21 protein-coding genes are annotated in these 20,495 nt (G+C 33.1%); 7 read left to right on the top strand and 14 right to left on the bottom strand.

The annotated features are described in order from the left end of the window. The first annotated feature begins 306 nt into the window (after positions 1 to 306). The 5 genes from PL77_RS18905 to PL77_RS18885 all read left to right on the top strand — a co-directional run bounded on the left by PL77_RS18905 (position 307) and on the right by PL77_RS18885 (position 3,257). Positions 307 to 870 carry a hypothetical protein gene (locus PL77_RS18905; protein WP_156152430.1) on the top strand — a complete coding sequence of 188 codons (564 nt, stop codon included), beginning with the start codon at positions 307 to 309 and terminating at the stop codon, positions 868 to 870. Between the two features lie 262 nt (positions 871 to 1,132). Beyond that, positions 1,133 to 1,744, top strand: a complete 612-nt coding sequence (locus PL77_RS18900) for a MarC family protein (protein WP_044208836.1) — start codon at positions 1,133 to 1,135, stop codon at positions 1,742 to 1,744. Positions 1,745 to 1,756: 12 nt separating this feature from the next. Then, entirely contained in the window at positions 1,757 to 2,287 is a 531-nt protein-coding gene (locus tag PL77_RS18895) for a mechanosensitive ion channel domain-containing protein (RefSeq protein WP_044208834.1), read from the top strand. A gap of 94 nt (positions 2,288 to 2,381) precedes the next feature. Further along, the gene (locus tag PL77_RS18890) at positions 2,382 to 2,894 is read left to right on the top strand and encodes an adenine phosphoribosyltransferase (protein WP_044208831.1); all 513 of its coding nucleotides are present in this window, start codon (positions 2,382 to 2,384) and stop codon (positions 2,892 to 2,894) included. A 45-nt stretch (positions 2,895 to 2,939) separates the two neighbouring features. Next, a complete protein-coding gene (locus PL77_RS18885; RefSeq protein ID WP_044208827.1) occupies positions 2,940 to 3,257 on the top strand; it encodes an antibiotic biosynthesis monooxygenase in 318 nt (105 codons plus the stop codon). 76 nt (positions 3,258 to 3,333) lie between these two features. Here PL77_RS18885 and PL77_RS18880 read toward each other — a convergent pair whose 3' ends face one another. From PL77_RS18880 to PL77_RS30820, 5 genes are all read right to left on the bottom strand, one after another. Then, complete coding sequence (locus PL77_RS18880) at positions 3,334 to 3,690, bottom strand: hypothetical protein (protein ID WP_156152429.1); 357 nt, start codon at positions 3,688 to 3,690, stop codon at positions 3,334 to 3,336. A gap of 578 nt (positions 3,691 to 4,268) precedes the next feature. Further along, positions 4,269 to 5,441 (bottom strand): adenylate/guanylate cyclase domain-containing protein, encoded by a 1,173-nt coding sequence (locus PL77_RS30825; protein ID WP_052444557.1) that lies wholly within the window; start codon positions 5,439 to 5,441, stop codon positions 4,269 to 4,271. An 11-nt stretch (positions 5,442 to 5,452) separates the two neighbouring features. Continuing rightward, entirely contained in the window at positions 5,453 to 6,664 is a 1,212-nt protein-coding gene (locus PL77_RS18870) for a Pycsar system effector family protein (protein ID WP_156152428.1), read from the bottom strand. 10 nt (positions 6,665 to 6,674) lie between these two features. Then, on the bottom strand, positions 6,675 to 10,304 hold the full coding sequence (locus PL77_RS18865) for a metallophosphoesterase (protein WP_044208820.1): 3,630 nt from the start codon (positions 10,302 to 10,304) through the stop codon (positions 6,675 to 6,677). Between the two features lies 1 nt (position 10,305). Further along, on the bottom strand, positions 10,306 to 11,127 hold the full coding sequence (locus PL77_RS30820; protein ID WP_172665902.1) for an SdiA-regulated domain-containing protein: 822 nt from the start codon (positions 11,125 to 11,127) through the stop codon (positions 10,306 to 10,308). A gap of 332 nt (positions 11,128 to 11,459) precedes the next feature. Between PL77_RS30820 and PL77_RS18855 the strand changes: the two genes are divergently transcribed. Together PL77_RS18855 and PL77_RS18850 are read left to right on the top strand one after the other, a co-directional pair. Next, positions 11,460 to 12,332 (top strand): phosphatase PAP2 family protein, encoded by an 873-nt coding sequence (locus PL77_RS18855; RefSeq protein WP_044208817.1) that lies wholly within the window; start codon positions 11,460 to 11,462, stop codon positions 12,330 to 12,332. Between the two features lie 106 nt (positions 12,333 to 12,438). Next, a complete protein-coding gene (locus PL77_RS18850) occupies positions 12,439 to 13,137 on the top strand; it encodes an SDR family oxidoreductase (RefSeq protein WP_044208814.1) in 699 nt (232 codons plus the stop codon). A 70-nt stretch (positions 13,138 to 13,207) separates the two neighbouring features. Here the strand turns inward: PL77_RS18850 and PL77_RS18845 are convergent, their stop codons facing one another. From PL77_RS18845 to PL77_RS18795, 9 genes are all read right to left on the bottom strand, one after another. Further along, positions 13,208 to 13,903, bottom strand: coding sequence for a hypothetical protein (locus tag PL77_RS18845; RefSeq protein WP_044208811.1), 696 nt, complete (start codon positions 13,901 to 13,903; stop codon positions 13,208 to 13,210). Between the two features lie 80 nt (positions 13,904 to 13,983). Next, complete coding sequence (locus PL77_RS18840) at positions 13,984 to 14,847, bottom strand: glycoside hydrolase family 25 protein (protein WP_052444554.1); 864 nt, start codon at positions 14,845 to 14,847, stop codon at positions 13,984 to 13,986. A 182-nt stretch (positions 14,848 to 15,029) separates the two neighbouring features. Then, the gene (locus tag PL77_RS18835; RefSeq protein WP_044208808.1) at positions 15,030 to 15,704 is read right to left on the bottom strand and encodes a thioredoxin family protein; all 675 of its coding nucleotides are present in this window, start codon (positions 15,702 to 15,704) and stop codon (positions 15,030 to 15,032) included. A 95-nt stretch (positions 15,705 to 15,799) separates the two neighbouring features. Beyond that, positions 15,800 to 16,327 (bottom strand): TlpA disulfide reductase family protein, encoded by a 528-nt coding sequence (locus tag PL77_RS18830; RefSeq protein ID WP_052444553.1) that lies wholly within the window; start codon positions 16,325 to 16,327, stop codon positions 15,800 to 15,802. Positions 16,328 to 17,196: 869 nt separating this feature from the next. Then, entirely contained in the window at positions 17,197 to 17,529 is a 333-nt protein-coding gene (locus tag PL77_RS18815; RefSeq protein ID WP_044208801.1) for an STAS domain-containing protein, read from the bottom strand. A gap of 3 nt (positions 17,530 to 17,532) precedes the next feature. Beyond that, entirely contained in the window at positions 17,533 to 19,167 is a 1,635-nt protein-coding gene (locus tag PL77_RS30815) for a SpoIIE family protein phosphatase (protein WP_052444552.1), read from the bottom strand. Then, on the bottom strand, positions 19,164 to 19,748 hold the full coding sequence (locus tag PL77_RS18805; protein ID WP_044208799.1) for a SpoIIE family protein phosphatase: 585 nt from the start codon (positions 19,746 to 19,748) through the stop codon (positions 19,164 to 19,166). Before PL77_RS18805 ends, PL77_RS30815 begins: the two co-directional genes overlap by 4 nt. Continuing rightward, positions 19,736 to 20,125: an ATP-binding protein gene (locus PL77_RS18800; protein WP_044208797.1), complete on the bottom strand. Its 390-nt coding sequence runs from the start codon at positions 20,123 to 20,125 to the stop codon at positions 19,736 to 19,738. Before PL77_RS18800 ends, PL77_RS18805 begins: the two co-directional genes overlap by 13 nt. Then, positions 20,122 to 20,493 carry an STAS domain-containing protein gene (locus PL77_RS18795; RefSeq protein ID WP_044208794.1) on the bottom strand — a complete coding sequence of 124 codons (372 nt, stop codon included), beginning with the start codon at positions 20,491 to 20,493 and terminating at the stop codon, positions 20,122 to 20,124. The genes PL77_RS18800 and PL77_RS18795 overlap by 4 nt, the downstream gene beginning before the upstream one ends. Positions 20,494 to 20,495: the final 2 nt, after the last annotated feature.

The raw sequence follows: 20,495 nt of genomic DNA, 5'->3' as shown, positions 1-20,495 counted from the left end.
ATTAGAAATAGATAAAGACGATAGATAGTTTTGATTGTAATGATCAATTTACCCAATTACTATTCCCTCTTTTTTATAACCCAAAAAATATAAGATCACATTTTGAATGATATGGAGTAACTGATACCTGTTTAGGAATTAGTTACTTTTTCTGTTTTAAAGAAAATGAATTGATAGTGTATTGAATATGTTCAATTTCCTCTTTTAGAATTAGTAGAATATTATATGCTTATAGCCATTTTTTGTATAAAATAAAGTCCACTACAGTCGTTTATCATCTTATCAATAACAAAAAAATATATTTAGATGAAAACGATAGTTCAAATTACGATTCTTATGATGTTAGTATCCCACTCAATATTTGCCCAGAAAAGGTATTTATCAGAGGATATAATGGATGATTCAGAAAAAATAGCAGAAGAGATTGTAGAAGGTATTTATAATACAGAACCTCATGCTTACTTGGAAGGCATTTCTATGGTAAGCTTTGAACAAATTGAAGAAGACTATTTTTCTGTGTATCAAGAGGTTTCAGAATATCTAATTGATGAAGATGCTTATGAGGTAGTTCTTTTACTTGATGATACGATAGAGACGAGGTATTATAATCTTACTGGACAAGCCTTTCTCATTATTACGGAACATTCAAATGCGACTTTCCCAGCTGAAATTTTAGCCAATTTCACAAATATAAAACCTGCTTGTGAGGTCATCAAAAGGACTGTAATACAGCCAACATCAACAGAACAAGTAGCGGTTTACAAAGTAACATTACTTCAAGCTGAAAAGACAAAAGTAGCATATTTTAAAAAGGCAGAAGAAGGTTATCAAGAATTCAGATTTAAAGATATTACTATGCTTCAGAAATAAGAATCACGACTGATAAAAACAAGTGGTTATTTTATCATTTGTTTGAGAGAGTTTCAAGGGAAAATAAATTTTGATTGGTGTTATAAAAAGCTTGAAACTCTCTTGTTGTTTCCTTTCCATCAGTATTAGTTAAATGGTGTACAAAACAAATTCATAATGAGATTGTTGTACCGATAAAGATGGGGAGTGAAATAAATCGTATTCCCATCAATACCTACTTTAATCTTTATCACGTTACACGAATTGATAAATTAATAATTTTATGTTTCAGCTGTTCTTTACAAAATTTATTGCATTTTTCACTGTGATTGATCCCATTGGAACCCTACCTGTTTTTATAGCTGTCACTGCCAATATGGATCGTAATCAAAAAGTGACGATTGCTAAAAAAGCTACTTTTGCGGCTAGTGGAGTATTACTGTTTTTTATAGCAGTGGGTGAGATCATTTTGGAGGTGATAAAAATTCCAATGTCTAATTTTCAAATTGCTGGTGGTATTGTACTTTTCTTATTTGCTTTAACAATGATTTTTGGAGCAAGTAAACCAGAAGAGGAGATTTCGCATATTGATCAGAAAGAAGATGTTGCAATTTTTCCTTTAGCTATGCCTTCCTTAGCAAGCCCGGGAGCAATTTTAGCAGTAATGCTTCTCACAGAAAAAAGTAAATATAGTTTGCAAGAACAGTTCTTCACTTCATTAATCATGCTTATGGTAATGGTTTTAGCATGGATTTTTATGCTTTTTTCCTCAAAAATATTCCATAGAATAGGTAACAGTGGTGCAGCTTTAATAAGTAGAGTAATGGGATTAATTTTGTCAGCGGTTGCAGTCAATCATGTTTTAATAGGGTTGCAATCATTTTTTGAAAATTAATAGTACAAAACGATGGACGGTTTAGAAACTAAAATATTAATCACCCTTGGAGTTCTTTTATCACTGATTACATTATTAGGGGTGACAAGCAGGTATTTGACGAAAATAGCAGATGAAAAGGGTTTCTCTGATCATAGAAAAGTCTACGTGAGCAACTTTTTTACTGCGGGTTATATAATTGTGGTCGTCGTAGTTTTAATTAGTATTTGGGATGTTTCTATACAAGGTGTTTCTCTATTTATTTCTTCAATTTTTACCCTTCTAGGAGTTGCATTTGTGGCACAATGGTCACTTTTGAGTAATATTACAGCCTCTATCTTATTATTTTTTGCTTATCCCTTTAAAATAGGAGATCATATTAGAATTCAAGATGGAGGAGAGAACTCTATAGAAGGAAAAATCATTAATATCACTCTCTTCAATATTCGTATTTTAACAGAAGATGGATTTGATGTGGCATATCCTAATAATTTAGCGATCCAAAAGCCTATCAAGAAAATAAAAAGCGAAGAGCCACACATACATCCCAAAAGCTTACAATAGTGAGGAATTTTCAACATACTCTTAATAATTTTAAGGCAAATTTTATCCAAGGTAATTTTATTGTAATTTTAAAAATCGATAAAATTTGACAAAAATGAATTTAAAGGAATACATCAGAGACGTACAAGACTTTCCTAAGCCTGGTATTGGTTTTAAGGATATCACTACACTTTTATTAAATCCTGAAGCACTTTCAGAAGGAGTTAATCAATTTGTGAAATTGGTAGAAGGAAAAAAGATTGATAAAGTAGTGGCCATGGAGTCAAGAGGCTTTTTCTTCGGTCCCTTAATTGCCAATGCAATTGGTGCTGGATTTGTACCTGTGAGAAAACCAAACAAATTACCTTACGAAACTATCTCTCAGGAATATGAATTGGAGTATGGAACAGATGTTTTGGAAATGCATGTAGATGCGATCCAAAAAGGAGATAAGGTTTTGATACATGATGATGTATTGGCCACAGGAGGTACTGCTGAAGCTGTAGTGAAAATGGTAGAAAAAGCAGGAGGGGAGATCGTCCAGCTGGACTTTCTGATTGATTTAACTTTCCTCAATGGAAAAAAGAAACTAGAAGGATATCAGATTAATTCTTTAATTGAATATTAAATATAACAAGTGTTGGAATGTAAAGTTTCAACACTTTTTTTTATTATGGAAATAGCAAACACACCACAGCCACCTTACTATGCAGTTATTTTTACTTCTATTACTTCAGAAGAGTTAGAAGGATATGAGGAAACGGCCACAAGAATGGTTGAATTAGCTAAACAACAAGATGGTTTTCTAGGTTTTGAATCGGCAAGAGATGGAATTGGTATTACAGTTTCATATTGGAAAGACTTGAAAAGTATTAAAAACTGGAAATTCAATTTGGAACACTCTTTAGCTCGTCAGCAAGGTAATAGTAAATGGTATACGACTTTCAAAACCAGAATTGCATTGGTTGAAAAAGATTATGGGAAATTGTAAAAAGAAAAATCCCAAGGTAGATAAAATTGATTTCTATACTATCCTTGGGATACTGTGTTAGCTTTCTTGGCCCAAATTATGAACAGGTTACCAATGCCATTTCTTTCAGCATTGGAATTGTAGTTTCATATTTAGCCTTTAGTTGTTCAGCTTTTTCTAATTCATCTTCTGAATCATAATAGTAATCGATAGCTTCATTAATACAATCCTCATTTTCTTCAAAAAATGTTGTAATAGTGTTGCCTGCGGTTGTCTTTTCTTCACATGTTGCCTCTTCACTATTTAAAATAGCAAGTTCAGCAGCAAATTTATTTTCTAAATTAAGAAAACCGGGGTCGATGATACATCCTTCTGTTACTACTTCTTCTTGAAAGCATGAAAACAGCATAAATGAAAGTAGTCCTATTAGTGAATAGGTTAGTAGCTTGTTCATAAAAAATAGTTAAAGTGACAAAACTTTGGTAAAATTAATTGATTGTAAACAATTGTGAAAGCTCATTTCTTTAAAAAGTTAGTTTTGTAATTATTTGTAAGGTATTTTATCTAATTTCTTTCACTTTTTGATACAATTTGACAGCAAATGTAATTCTTTATCAGTTACTTATGGATATTTATTAACTTAATTACGTTGGAATTTATAGTATTAATTGTTAATAATTAAAGTGTTATTTATACGGGTAATTGGTAAAGTTTACTATGATTTTCTACTAAAAATAGAGGCGCAAATTAAATTTTCATTCAATGATTTTTAGGCTGATCATCATCAAATTTCAAACTCTTATTCCGATAACATTACTCAAGCTATAAGAAAAAAGAAAGGATTTTGATAAGCCCATCAAGTCAAAAGACCTCTCTTTTGGATGAATAGATTTACCAAAATCCCAATATTAAACACCTGTTTAAAATTATCTATAGCTTAAATGCATTTGAATTAAACTCAGGTTTCGTTATAATTTTTCGTCTTAGTGTTTATCTCAAAACACATTGATGTTTATGAAATGATAAGCAGTGTTATATTCTCTCTATCGAGCTATCCACTTTTTTCGGAAGTAGTGCATTGACTGTACTTTCAATAGATGGACATTCATGTGTAAATGAATTAGCATGAGGTTTATCTTCAGTGGTGAAGATTTTAAGAGGTTGTTTTTTACCTCTGAATTGGTGAGTGCCCACTTCTTTAAATTGAGAATGCAATAAGTTAACGACATCTTCTGACATTAAAACTTGGTAGCCAAGTTCTTTACACTTTTCTTGTAATCTTGATGTCGCATTAACAGTGTCACCATGATAGGCGACTTCTCTTTTAATAACACCTACTTGAGAGGTAGCAACGATACCAGCATGAATACCGGCTTTAAATTCTGGCATTACACCATATTTTTCCATAAAGTAATCTCTACGGCTTTTTAGAGTAGCGTCTATATCATAGAATAATTGTATACAACGGTTATTTTTAATTCCTTTTTCTAGTGGCCAAGTCAAGACAATCTCATCACCGACATACTGATAAACCGAGGCTTTTGAAAAGCTAATTGGGTCCGTCATTGTACGGTAACAATCTTGTATTAATCGACTATATTTCATGTGGCCTAAACACTCCGCAATAGAAGTTGAGTTATATAAGTCTAAAAACATAAAAACTCTATGTTCTTCTTTTGGAGTATAATAATCTCCTTTTAATGCGGTTTGAAATAATTCAGGACCAAGTATATCCTTTAATTGGAACAATGAGTTGATTAAAGCCCCTGCCATCATAACGTAAATAGCATAAATAACGAAGCTTTGTTGTGATAACTCATTAAAATAGGGAAGTCCTTCAGGGTAAATGTTTTTACCCATATAATCTCCAATACTTAATAATAATGAAGTCTCTACAGATACAATGGCAAAGATTAATAGACCTCTTTTCCAGGATTTTAGTTTGGATCTTTTATCTAAGAAGAAATAAAAATTCCAGGAAAACCATCCTAAAAATAAGGCAAGTACTGCATTAGCAAGTAATGCAAACTTTAGCTCACTGTGGATAATGAAAAACTCATTATTATCAATAAAACGATTATAGAACTGTAGTGCATCATATCTTATTAGAAGATACAAGGCATTTATAACATACCAAAAGGCACTCGAAATGAGATATCCTTTGATATATTTTTCGAATTGATAGCGATTTTTTAAATATTGCATGGGTTAGTTGGTTAGTACACTGAGAAAGTGATAATAAACGAGATCACGGAAATAGTTATACCAACCATAAAGAAATTGAATGCATTTCTAACTTTCTTGTATTTTAGGTCAAGCACCTTGCCCAAGTAATAGGCGTCCTTACTAAGTTTATCATACACTTGTTCAGGGTATAAGGTGGCTTCTCTTAATAGTTGTTGGTATTCTTCTAGTTCCAAATCTACGAAATCTCCAAAGAAAAGTAAATTCAGATCCTTTTTATCTTTCTTTAAATGCTTTTTTACATTAGGTCTAGTTGCCAAAACAGCTAAAATGGCAGAAACTAAACCTGTAATTGCCAAAGTTAAACTTGGCCAAAGCAGTTCGGGTAACTCATCAATTTTTCTGAAAAGATAACCAATTGCGAAAGAAGTTATGATGGAGTTAATGGAAAGCAAAGTACTTGCTTTTCGATCGGCGATGGAGCTTAAACCTAATTGATTTCTAGCCAAAGTGGTATACATTGATTCAATATCTCTTCTAGGCTTAGTAAGCATTGGTACTCCGTTTAGCATTTCAGTAGGCTCTGAAGGTGCTTTCTTTTTCTTTTTCTTTTTTTTCTCTTTTTCTGGTTTAGGCTCAACATCTTCAATGATTGTTTCAGCCTCCTTTAAAATAGATTGTAAATATTCTCTTTTGCGAGGTCCATAGTGCGTTCTAGCATAGTTTGTAAAATACCTATGGTCTGTCATAAACCTTGCATTCATCATTAACCATTGAGATTTGGAGATATTTCCAGTTTCAAGGATCTCAGATTTTTCTTGACGTAAGGCTTCCGAGAATGTGTTAAAATCTTCTTTACCTAAATGTGCTAGATCTGCATCGCAAATGATTTGCTCCATTAAGTTTCTTGGAGTTTGTGGAAGCTGTGTAGCCATGATGCACTCCTGAATTACTTTAATGTCCTCGTTAGATAATTTTTCATCCAAGAATTCTTTACAGATTTTTGAGCTGTTAGCTTCATGATTGCTACAACTTGCTTGCGTATAACCAGTATCATGAAACCATGCTGCAATCTCTAAAAGATAGATGTTTTTTTCGTCAACCCCTTCGTTTTCACCAATTTCACGAACGGCACGAACAACATGCTCAGTGTGTTTTATATTATGATAAGGAAGATCTTGAATATTTTGTTTAGCAAACTCAGATGCTGAAGCGATCAACTTATCAAAATTTATATCAGTCATTTCCATGGTATTAAAAACTAAAGCCTATGTTGAAATATACATTTAAACGTTCATCAGATGCACCTACGACTGAGGAAAGAGCTATTTTATCAACTGGAGCAATATAAATACCCCCTCCGTATGATTCATGCCATTTGTTTGATGATTCTCCTTCCAACCAAACTCTACCAAAATCATAGAATCCAATGACTCCAAAAGTGAAAGGTATGATACTATTTTTAAATTTAAAAATATCAAGGTGAGCATCAAGGCTGTTATACAAACTAGCATCTCCATAAAAACGGTCTCTTCTGAAACCTCTCATGTTTTTATTTCCTCCAATTTTATTAGCCATTATATAATGGTAATCACCGAAATTGGTGCCACCACCTACATTGTAAGCTAATGTTAGATCTGTAGGTAACTTAAATGTGTAATGATAAGTAAATTGACCATTTAAATTGATATAATTTAGGTTGTCATTGCTGAAATTGCGAAGTGCCATACCTCCAATTTCAAAATGCCCACCTTTTTTCGGTAGTAAACTATTATCACGTTTATCAATTTCAAAACTTATTGCAGGACCAAAATAATTTTGTGGATCGAGTGCATCTTCAAATAAAAGGTAATCACCAGATTCTACAAAGTATCGATCTTGTAAGTATTTATCATTACTGACATCTGTATGTATAAACGTTCCTCCAAGTTTTATGTTTACGCTTTTGTTGAATTCAATAAGAAAGTGAGTATTGACTTTATGGTATATGTACAAAAATCTGTAATAATCAACGCCATTTTCTTTGTTGAACACTGTCTCATTACCTAATCCATAATAATTGGAGTTTTTAGGAGAACGAAGCTCTGCTTGAACCACAAGATCAGAATTACCCAATACATCGGTAAATTGTCCTTTATATTTTAGTTTGAAAGCACCAGCATTTGCAGTAGCAACTGCACCATATAAAGTATGTTTTGATGCAAAAGGAATTTTCCTAAAACTATGGTTGGTAAAAATAAAACCTCCTCCTAGTTGTACTCCATCGTCAGGAAGGTAGCCACCATATAATAATGGTAGTATAGAGTTAAACTTAAATTCAGTTCGGTTATAATTATTTACACCTGACTTTGAAGAAAGCTTTTTCTTTACAGCTCCACCTTTATGGACAATGTTTGTACTGTCTTTAGTGTCATACAATAAGATATTTTTAGATGATTTTTTATCAGTAGTATCCTCTATAGTATCTTCACCATTTCCACCAACAACTCTTACTTTGATTTTACTCTTATGATTTCCCTTGAAGATAAATGTATCTTTACCGCCGAAACCATAAATTCGAATTTCTTTTGTTTCCTTAGGGTTAAATACTCTATGATATAATGTCTGTTGAATATTTCCCTTTTTAGAAATCTTTTTTAATGTGACTTCTGTAAAACCGTTTTCTAAACGTTCAATAACTACCTGCTCCATCTTGTCAGAACCAAGTACAGATACGTTTTTGGAAAGGTGTAAATAATATTCTTTAGCAATAGCAGGTAGTTGTGCCCTTCTTGCTTTCAATACCTCAAAGATTTCATCATGATGAAAATCTTTAATTTCCTTAGGTAAGTATTGTAGTGCTTCAAGAATTACATCATCAGTGATATTTTCTTGTATAAACTGTGCTTGTGCCAGCCAATCGTCTAAGCTAGCCTGAGCAAGGAAATATCGATCAAAATATCTGGCGTTAAAGTTAAACCCAGGAGCCCAATTCATCTCTTCATCAAAACCTTCAAACTTTGGTAATACCCATCTGTGAGAAGCAATATTTGGAATAATACCTTCATTAAGGAAGAAAACTTGATCACGATCTCTAGGTATCGGTCGGAACATTTTTCTGCCTTTTTTTTGTTTAAAAGCTGCCCAACGCCATTGATCATCATGTCTGTCCCAATCACCGATCAACATGTCAAACAATCTCGATTTGAGCGTAAACATATAATCAGTATAATTATCATTGTCTTCTCTGAGTTTTTTTACAGTTTTTATAGTACTATAAATCTTTTTGGCGTTTCCAAAGCTTTCAATGTCACCTGTATTTTTTGAAGGCCTTTCTTCCAACATGTAAACTTTATTCGCTGCTAATTCTTGATATATCCCAAATTGTGGGTCATCACCAACATAGACTACTTTGGGGTTAGCGTGATAAATGCCAATTGCATCAGCCATAATTGGTACCGTCAAAGGAGAATAGGGGTGTGCCGCTGAGATCTGGTCTTGAACTACTGATTTCGCTATTGTTTCTTTTAATTCAGCAGGAATAGCTTTAATTGGATTTTTATCAATAGAACGTAAGGTATATTGATTGCCTAATGAGTCTTGAAGCCTAAAGGATAGTGTAGCCATACCACCACCTCTTTGAACAATTTTTACGCCTCCTTTGAATTTCGATAAATCAAAGACAGGCATTTTGATAGGTGTTTCCCATTCATTTCTGTAGTTTTCTCCCATCCATTTTTGCTGAGAGGCACTTGTTGCATATTGAGTACTGGCAGGGACAATCACACTGTCTGCAAATTCAACTTGTTTCACACTCGCTACAACTGGCACTTCTTTAGGTAAGAACGAAGTGTTGAACAATTCTTTGTTTGCATCAAAATATTGAATGTTAGTTGCACCACTTTCTTTAAAAGTTACGGTACTAAATCCATTTGTACTTTGAGCAAACTTTGAATACTTCCCTTGTACTACATGAGACGTCTTTGAACCCGAACCAGAAACAATATAGTGTACATTGTCTTTAAGGTTATATTGTAACGTATGTTCATGATCACTTGCATAAATAATGTTAGGATGGCTCTTGAAGATATTTTGGAACGAAGAAGTCATTTTTTGATTGACTTTATTGCCCAAATCTTGTCTGTTGACTCCTGATTTTCTAGCAATTGGGTAAATTGAACCAACAACAGGCAGTGGCAAATAGGCCCATGATGCAAATGAGGTCAATGGGAAAATATGATCTTTAGCAGTGAAAACACCTCCATGTTCACCATATGTGATCACGGGATGATGCCCTGCGACGATTAATTTTTTATCCTTATTTCTAGCAACAATATCTTGTAATGCAATTAAAGCTTCATCTACACTTCTGTATTGACAGCCGTTGTATTCTGCTGTTTCAGGGTAATCAAAGATCAGCCATTGCGTATCTATTAAAAGAAGCGTGACTTTATCATTGAGTGGAATTTCAACAGGATCTGGACAACCATCAAAAGGAGCAAGTGTAGAATCTCCTAAAATACCATTCACAAACTTCTCTTGATTTCTTAATCGTTCTAAACCATTTTTTTTCCCTCTGTTGTAATCATGATTACCAGGAACCATGAAAACCTTTCCTTCAAAGGATTTTAGAGGTGATAATTGGGCCTTTAGGATCTCTTCACCTTCTATACGTCTCTTTTCTCCAACATTCTCTAAACCATGTGGATAGACATTATCGCCAAGAAAGATGACAGTACTATTCTTTTGATCTGACTGATTAATTTTCTCAAAAAATGAACGAAGTACCACATCTTCTTCAGATGCTAAGCCAGCGTCACCAATCAAGTAAACAGTATGATCTTGAGCAAAGGCATTCACACAAAAAATAGAGTAGAAGCTTAAAAAGTAGATTAATTTTTTCATGTTAAAATTCAAGTAGATTACCCTTTAAATTATTCCCCATCTCATTAGAAATAAATAAACGCCCATCAGGAGAAATACAGATTCCTTCAGGTTGTTCAAAAATACTTCTTTTAATTTTTACGGTTTTAATATTTCCATCTGAACTGCTATTAACTTTGCCTGAAGTAGCACTATCTGCATTTGAAGCAGCATTGATGAAAAATATCTCTTTCGATCGATGAGATAGTACAATAACCTCATTATTTTTCTCATCATAGAACACGCCTGATGGTCCAGTACTTTTTCCTTTAGGAATCTTGTAAGCCAATTTTACATCAGAAGGGTCTTCAATGCTCACCTTATAAATACCTTTATAATCTGCTTTTTTACCGTTTAGCCCACCTCTTCCTTTTAGTGCTACGAGAAGGTGTTTATCACCAAAAGTACAAAGTCCTTCCACATCATTTTCAACTGTAAAAGGAAGTTGAAATTTATCTACATTGCCATTTTCTTCGTTGACAAAATATAGTTTTCCTTTGCTGTTGATGACATAAAAGAAGGGTTTAGCATAAGCTATACCTTCATAATCTCCTTTCTTTCCGAAAGAGATTGTTTTTACAATTTCTTTTTTCTTAATGTTATATAGATATATTTTTCCTTTTTCATCATTGATGGTGGCAATCGTGTTTTTAGAATGCCAGGCAAGACCTGATATTTCTTCTAATTGGTGAGGAAGAAACCACTTGTTTTTTGGTGTATCAAAACGTCCTTTTGTTTCATTTTTTGATTGAGCGCAAGATGTTAAAGACGTAGTGATAATAAATAGTAGTAAAATGTATTTCAAATTCACTTATTTTAAAGTTGAGATAAGAATAGAAATATAAAAATAGAGAATACATCGCTTCATTGAAACTAAATTTGTATTTCTATTACAAAGTTAAACAAAAATACATAATTTGTCTAAACAAAATATTACATGGTTAAGTTTGTAGTTAAAGAACCTCATTACTCTAATAATTTATAGTTTTTTAAATATTCATAAAAGAAGAATAGTACTTTATTAAAAAAATTAATAGATTCAAACTCTAGGATTCTGTCCAAGGGTGATTTTTTACTTCAACCAAAGTTTTTAACACCCTCTCAAATCATCATTTTTTTCAATCTCATCTATTGAACATGACAAGATTAGTTTTTTTTATTTTATGTTTATCATATTCTACCCTTTCATTTGCACAAAAAGCAGACTCAGTAAAATGGTATAAATCACATTCCAAAGTGTATTATGCTCCCCCAGTAACAACAGGGAGTATTGCAGCGGCTGGCTTATTAGCTAATTATCTTGGGATTCGTATGTTGAATAACCGCCCTGAATTAAATTTAAACGATATAAAAAACCTGAGACAAAGCTCAGTCAATGCTTTTGATCGTCATGTATTTGATCATCCTGTTGAAGAAAGAGAAGATTCACATAACTTTACGGATTGGGGACTTTATGTTTCGGTAGTGCTACCTTTTACATTGTTTTTTGATGAGGAGATTAGAAAAGATTGGGTAGAAGTATCCTTAATGTATTTGGAGACACAGATGATTGCCGTAAATATCTATAATTATTTAGGCCCAGGTGTTTTTAGAAGGTACAGACCAATTGCGTATATGCAAGGTCATCCAGATGTGCCTGATGCAGAATTAACGGACAATAATAATGAACGTTCTTTTTTCAGTGGTCACACTTCTAATACAGCTTGTGGCACTTTCTTTACAGCCAAGGTACTTACAGATTATCACCCTGAATGGTCAACCGGAGCCAAGATTGGTGTTTATGTCGCAGCTTTTATTCCTCCTGCATTAGTAGGTTACTACAGAACTAGAGCATACAAACATTTCTACACCGATGTAATCACGGGTTGTGCTGTAGGTGCTTTAACAGGTGTTTTTGTACCTCATATCCATAAAAAGTTAAGAACAAAAAGAGCTGACGGTTCAGGTACAGCATTTATGCCGATAATGCAGCCTCAAATGATGGGCTTATACGTAAAGAAAACATTTTAAGAGTACGCTCTAACATTTTATTTTTTACCTTTGCTCTTAAACACAAACTAAACACTATCGAATTATAGTGTATGTAAAAACATACACTATAGAAATTATCAGAAATATGTACGAGAAAATTGCATTAGTGACAGGATCCAACCGTGGAATTGGGTTTGCTGTTGCAAAAGGCCTCTTATTAAAAGGACATAAAGTAATTGTGACATCAAGGAAAGAAATTGATGGAAGAAAAGCAGTAAAATATTTGAGCGTATTTGGAGATGTAGACTATCATACCTTAGATGTATCTGATGATGAAAGTATACTTCAGTTACAAGAATATATTGATAAAAAATACTCTCAGTTAGATATATTAGTCAATAATGCGGGCATCAATTATGATACCTGGCAGACGGCGCTTAATGCCGATTTGGAAGAAGTACACGAGACAATAGAAACGAATGTCTTCGGCCCTTGGAAAATGATTAAAGCATTTTTACCCATGATGAAAAAAAACAAATACGGTAGAATTGTGAATGTTTCAAGCGGATCAGGGGCAATGAACGAAATGGGGGCTGGAACTCCAGGTTACAGTATCTCTAAGACTGCCTTAAATGTATTGACCATAAAGTTTGCACATGAGATCAACGGAAATGATATTTTGATTAATTCTGTTTGTCCGGGTTGGGTAAAAACCGATATGGGTGGAGCTAGTGCACCAAGGACGCCGGAAGAAGGTGCAGAAACGATTATTTGGTTAGCCGAGCTAGAAGACCCGAACTTAAATGGCAAGTTTTTCAGAGATAAGAAAGTGATTGAATGGTAAACAGTTAATTTCCATTTCATAAAATAGACAAAAGGCACTCATTAAAAAATGAGTGCCTTTTGTTGTATTATTATCGTACTTGGTGTACTCTAAAGCTTTCCATAAAACGATTTGTAATGCCTTCGTGATGCACAGTGTTTTCATCAGCATTAAAATCTAAAAAACCGTCTTCTTCATAGTGGACACTTTCATAATCAATATCATCAAAAATTGCAGCCAGATCAACAATAATGGCTACTTGATGTAGGGAGTCTTGAACGATGTCAATACCAACTTGCTGAAGTATAGTAACTGTCTCTTCTAGCGTTGAAGAATAATGAAAAGGGTGTATAACCACTCCATTTGGATGATAATTACCATATATGTCAATCGACAAGTTATTTTCTAGATGCTCTACAATATCCAATTGAAATAATTGATAGTGTCCTACTTCTATATTACCATACGGTAGTTGAGGCGTAGTAGTATTTTCGATTAAATCACAAATGAAGGGTCCCTCAAAATGTGCATTTGAGTTGCTTGTGTCTTTTTGTAAGAATGTGATTTCATCTAATGCAATTTTTGCATCAGTAAAAATATAATCAGGCTCATTCCTCGCATTATTAGGTTTTCTATAATCTGAAATAATATTTAACGCCACATTGCCATCGATGACTGGAAGATCATGATCAAATGAATCTTTTTGACAACTCGAAAGTGCGATTAACGCTATTAAAACAAAAGAAATTAGGTTTTTGTATTGCATATTTTTGATAGGGTAGTACATGAAATATGCAAATTTAGAAGAACCATTTCTCAAAAAATGTCAAACCGCTAAATTGTAATTGTAATAATTCTAAAGGATAATTATTTGCTACTACTGAGTTGTTTATACCCTTTTTGATGACCAATTAATAGACTTTTCTGAAATTTCTCCCAGTTACCATCAAAAACATTCATATCCACCTTATTTGGAATCCCATCAATGTTTGCTTCTTGAGTATGTTGCCACATGGTCCAACGAGCTTTTGGAGCTTTCGTAGACTGACCATAATTGGCAATCCAAACTCTGTATTTTCTGAAGTGTCCTTTAAAATAGTCCTTATAGAAAGAGTCTCCAGTATAGATCATAGGTTTTACTCCATATTCTTCTTCCACCCTTAACACAAATTCTTCAAGACGATCTCTCATTAGGCTAGGGTCTACACCGTCTAATACCTCTATGTCAACAACAGGTACTAAGTCACTTGGGTCAAGCGTTCCCACTGTTTTGATGAAATATTCCGCTTGTTCTTTTCCTGAAGTTTTAGGTCTAAAAAAATGATAGGCTCCAAATAAAAGATGGTGTTCTCTAATTTCTTTCCTATTACGATCAAAGTGTCTGTCTTTGTGGTCTTTACCTTCTGTTGCTTTTGCATACACAAATTTGATCGAAGTATTTTGAGCATAAAAAGCGGATACCCTCTGAAAATCAATAAGTTTTTGATGATGAGAAATATCAATACCATGGACTGAATAATTGTCAGGTAGTTTTACACCATACCCTTTGAAATTTTTATAAAAAGGAGACTCTACATAATCTTTAAGGTTTAAAGTAAAATCAATACCTCTCTGAAGGTATGGGGCGAATTTTTTATGGGCCTCTTGATTGACATTGATATAATAGCCTAATGCCATAAAAAATAAGAGTACAAAAGAGGAAAAAGGAAATATGTTTACTTTTTTTCTCATCAATTTGTCTTAAGCTGAAAAAATAAAAAAGGTTGTAATGACGGAAAGTCAATTACAACCTTAAATTTATGAAATTTTGATGGATTTAAGTACCGCCATCAAAGAAAATGGAGTACTAACTTAAGAGAAAAGAAACGTAATTTGATTTGAATTGACGTTCTCTTCTATCAATCCATTTTTCATTATCCTTTTGAAGTTTTGATAGAACAACCCACTGCTTTTGTAGTCGTTTCAGCAACTTCTTTATTCTTCAACAATGCATCAAGAGCATTTTCTAAATATGTAACTTTTACATTTTCAGCACTTTTGTAGTTGTCATCAATTGCGCCGATGTATCTCACAAAATACTTCTCATTTTCTTTTTCTAATAAGAAAACATGAGGAGTTTTAGTCGCTCCGTAAGCAGGGTAAATTTTCTGACCTTCATCAAATAAGTACGGGAAAGTAAAACCTTTTTCTTCAGCTCTTACTTTCATTTTCTCAAACGAGTCATCCGGTTGTTGCTCAGGATCGTTCGGGTTGATCGCAATAACAGGGTAACCTAATGCTTTATATTTTTGATCAATAGCAAGAATACGATCTTCATAAGCAACTGCATAAGGACAGTGATTACAAGTGAAAATCACAACTGCTCCTTTATTGTCTTTGAGATCGTTAAGACCGAACATTTGATCATCTACATTTTTAAGGTTAAAAGCAGTTGCTTCATCACCAATACTTAATCCCGCTTTTTTTGCTGGAGTAAGTGCCGTCGCTTTTACTGTTTCAGTTGAAGATTCTTCTTTGTTTTGAGGAGTTGAACAACCAATTGTAGCTCCGATTAATAAGGATGAGACAAAGAGTTTAAGATATTTCATTTTAAAGAAATTATTTTGATAAAAAGTAAATTAAAGTTTAGAAGATGTAACCTGTAGAATGATTGTCTTTTTGCAATCTTCTGAGGTTCTATGTTTTACTTTGATATAAATTTTTCTAGCTCTTCATAATCATGAAAGTCCGTGTTATGAAAAACGGTTTTATTTTTATCGATGGTTAAAGTAACTGGAATTGCACCATCCCAATTTTCATTGACCTTACCTAGCCATGCATTTGCATCAGGATCATCCAACCATAATGTGGAGGTTGTGAGGTTCTTTTTTTTGATATAATTTGACAAGTTTTTCTCATTCATGTCAAGGCTAATCAGAATTACTTTGGCTTTTTCTCCATTCTTTTTGAATTTTTCATCAAGCTGTTGGAAATAGGGGAGTTCTTTTACACAAGGTTTACACCAAGTAGCCCAAAAATTGATCACTCTCAGCGTATCATCTTTATGAGTAAATAATGGAGAAAGACCATCAAATTTATTGAATTTTAAAACTTCTTGCTGCTCAAGTTGAATGACCTCATCAGCTTGTAAAACGAGCTTAGGTGATTGATTGCATGAAATGACAATAAAGAATGGGATAATCGATAATGCGTACTTAATAAAGCTTGTCATAATGATATTGGGAGTTTAAATGTAATTTTAAGTTTAATTTTCCGATCAAAAATTACACAGCTAATGTAATACTATTTTCAGTAACTTTTTTCTTGATATAGTGAAGTAGGGGTACTTTTAGCTCTTTTTAAGTGAAATAAATGATCATCATAAATTCAAAAAGATCAACTTAAAGTAGAAGTATGCCTGCAAAACTTACTTTCATCGCTAAAAGCGGATGAACTGAACCTGTATATAAATGGTAGTAGAGGCAATATTTAATTATACAATTACTATTATGTCAGCTTTGACCCCAAACTCCAAAAGAAAACTGGTTGTTATTTGTTTGATAACTTTGTTTACAATGTCCACGGCCATTATACTGGACCAAAAAATCGAAAAATTGAATTTAGAAAAAGATTCACTTGTGATAAATGGTATCATGAACCAGCACCACTTGAGATGGCATTATACACATTGAATTGTACTTATAGAAGTAATCATTGCATAATCAATTATAATTCTTTTGATCAAATTGTATTTTTTGCATATTGGTAGTAGACCAACCTAAATACTTTTTATGATTAAAAGCGTTTTAATTATTTGCTGCTTGGCGTTATTTCTTGTAGCGTCAATTTTTATCGCTGGAGGCTTAACGTATAAAAGCGAAAAAAAGTCAGTTGTTTTAAATGACACTATGAAAGAAAAAGTGGAAGTACCCTTGACTTTTTCTCAAACTACGGGCTTCGAAGAAGTTAAAATTAAGCCCCTACGTATTTACCTCAGTGAGAGGTAATGAAAACCTAATTGTAAAAAGAGAGCTCTCCGTGTAGTCGGGGAGCTTTATTTTTGTTTCTCAAAATTGAATTGAGGAGAATGATCGATTCAGATTAGAAACTTAAAATAGCCTCTTCATATTTATCTTGTACCTCAATGATTAGGTCAAAACCAGAAATCTTAAGAATTTCCTGTACAACATCATTTGCTTCACAAACAATAAATTTACCTTGAACAGCTTTTATACTTTTAGAGGCGGCAAGAAAAACTCTTAGTCCAGAACTACTCATGTATGAAACATCTTTTAAGTTGAGCAAAAGTTTTGTTTTTCCCTCATCAATCAGCTTTAACACTTCTTTTTCTACAATGGGTGAAGTACTTGCATCCATGAATCCATTGACATGTACTACAAAGATGTCTTTTACATTGGTTACTTCTATTTCCATGTGTTATACCTTTAATAATAACGTAATTTTATTTTGACTATCGTTTCTTGCGTAAGTAATAGTACTTACAAGACTCTTCACAATATGTATTCCCAAACCTCCAATCGGCCTACTTTCAACAGGTAAGCTAATATCGGGGGCTTCTTTTTCTAAAGGATTAAAAGGAATACCATTGTCGAGTAATTGTATTTTTATTCCACTTTTATTTTCTAATAAGAAAACATTTAATTGAATATCGGTATTTTTTTCTTCAACAGTAGCATAATTGATAATATTACTGATCAATTCATCCATTATTATTTGAACCTTTTGTATAACGGTTACATTATATTTATTATCTAAGAAAAAGGATTGTAATTGAGATGTTAATTCTTCTTTGTCATTGTAATTAGCTTTAAACTGTAAAAAGAAGTCAGGATCACTTTTCTTTGAGTATTTAACACTGAGTACTGTGATATCATCTGCTTGTTCTGATCCTTTCTCATGTAACCCTACCTCTTGAATAACAGTATCAACGATTGAAATTAATGATTGCCCCTTAATTGTTTCTATTAATTTGAGTAATTTTTCATCAGAGTACAGTTCTCGTTGAGTATTTTGAGCTTCTGTAACACCATCTGTATAGGCAAAAATCAGTTGACCAGAGGTTAACTGCAAGGTACTTTCACTGTATTCAAAACCTTCTAGAGCACCTACCACAGGTCCATGTCTTTCGGTCAGCTTTACTGGCTTACTATCTTCGGACAGTATATAAGAGGGGTTGTGCCCTGCATTGGTGTACGTAAATTCACCCGTTTTAATATTCAATAAACCTAGGAAGATAGTCACAAACATGTTGTTTTTATTTTCCTTTGCGATTTCGGTATTTACATGAGTGATTATTTGACTTGTTGAATGTTCAGTGATGGCTACACTTCTTAGTAAAGATTTTGTCATTGCCATTAATAAGGCAGCAGGAACTCCTTTCCCCGAAACATCCCCCACAACAAAATAAAGGTAATTATCATCTATAATCTGAAAGTCATAAAAATCCCCTCCAACTTCACGAGCTGGAACAAGTTTAGCGTGCAAATCAACATTATCATTAGTAGGAAAATCGGTAGGAAGCATACTCATCTGAATATTTCTGCCTACAGCAAGTTCACTTTCCATTCTTGCACTATTGTCTTTGGCTTTTTTTAGATTTTCGTAAGATTCTAGTAAATCTTTATTTTTCGATTGCAATTCAAATAATAACTCATCCCTAGACCTTTCATTAAAAGTGACGACAGCATCTTCCAGCCTTTCTACAGGAAACATTTTATCAATTACTATTTCCAAAAGGTCATCTTTAATGGCTAGTTCGACATGATGTAGATAAATGTCAGGTATTTCTTTAGCAATTGCATAAAAAGGATCGAAAACTCTAATCTTCACTAATTTCACATAATCACCAGCTATAATAATTTCAGTATCTAAATATACTTGCTGATGATCAATGATCATTTTTTTGAGTAAAGACGAAAGCATTGTAGTGACTTTCACTGAGAAGCTATTATCATCAAAACAAATTAAGAAAGCTTGATATATTTTTTTTCTTAAGTTGACGACATCTTGTTCAGAGGCTATTTGCTGTCTACTAAATTCTTGATCCATCATTTCTTAATTTTTACGGCAATAAGAGAAGCATCATCAAACATTGATCCCCATTGCTTAATAATTTTTTTAGCCAAAATTTCACTTGAGAATAAATGATAATTTTTAAACTGATGATTAGTAAAGGAGGAGTCCAAACCATCACTGTGCAAGAGTATGAGGTCTTTATCTTGTAGTACTTTATGACTTACTTTTACTGTTCTTCCACGTACACCCAACAACCCATCAGTAGACAGTAGTTCAACATTTTCTGTATTGAGTATCTTACAGGAAATATTACCTAAACTACCAAAGTAAAGGTAATGATGATCAATAACGCCAATTCCTAATGCAGCACCCTCACAACCTAACATATATTGATGAGTATCTTGTATCACTTTGGAAATGTTGATACTGATATTTCGAGTGAGAAATTCCTTTATTTTTGAAGAAATTTCAAATGCAGGTTGACCATGACCAATTCCATCTATTATTGCAAAAAAACAGAAATCTTCTTTTTGATGAATAAAAATAGCATCCCCATTTTTATGCTCACCAACAAACGGTCTTGTATAACCTCCAATATCAATATTTATTTTTTCCAATATGTTACTTTGATATGTGTTCCTTTTTCTTTTGATGAATGAATAATCAGGTCATCAGAAATTCTTTTGATTCCTGGTAGACCTAAACCTAATGAACCACCCGTTGAGTAATTATCTTTCAGTGCCTTCTCAATATCGTGAATTGCAGGGCCATTATCTATTGCTTCAATTAAAATTCCAGTATTAATTTCATTTGTTACTTTAGAAAAACGAATAAAACCCTTTCGTGCATACTTTATAATATTATGAGCTAGCTCAGATATTATGATTGAAACTTTAGTAGTGTCTAAAGTTTCCATTCCTATACTTTTTGCATATTCAACACCTTCATGTTGAGCATAGTGCACATCGTTTTCTGATCTAATACTAATTGTCATTTTTTAGTATCTAAAATAACCACTGCTTCATCCAAACTGATGGCAGACAAAAGATTGTCAATGTCTGCATCCATCATGATCAAGGAGGAAACGACAGTAGGCCTTAAACCTGAGATTACAGTATCGTATCCCGTTAATTTAATCATATTAATGATAGAGCGGAGATGTTCAAAATCCATCAAGTCAATAATATCCAATCCTGATAAATCGAATATTATACCTTTGATGTGATTGTGTTTTACAATCTCATCCAATAATTCTTGCTGAAATAATTTTAATAAGTCCTTTTGGAGGTCCAATTGGAACGATGCAATCACACATTGACTATGTAACTGAATTGGAATTCCAGATTTTACCCAATTACTCATGG

The sequence above is a fragment of the Flammeovirga sp. OC4 genome, assembly GCF_000812565.1.
Lineage (GTDB): Bacteria > Bacteroidota > Bacteroidia > Cytophagales > Flammeovirgaceae > Flammeovirga.
This window is presented reverse-complemented; position numbering and strand designations above follow the sequence as displayed.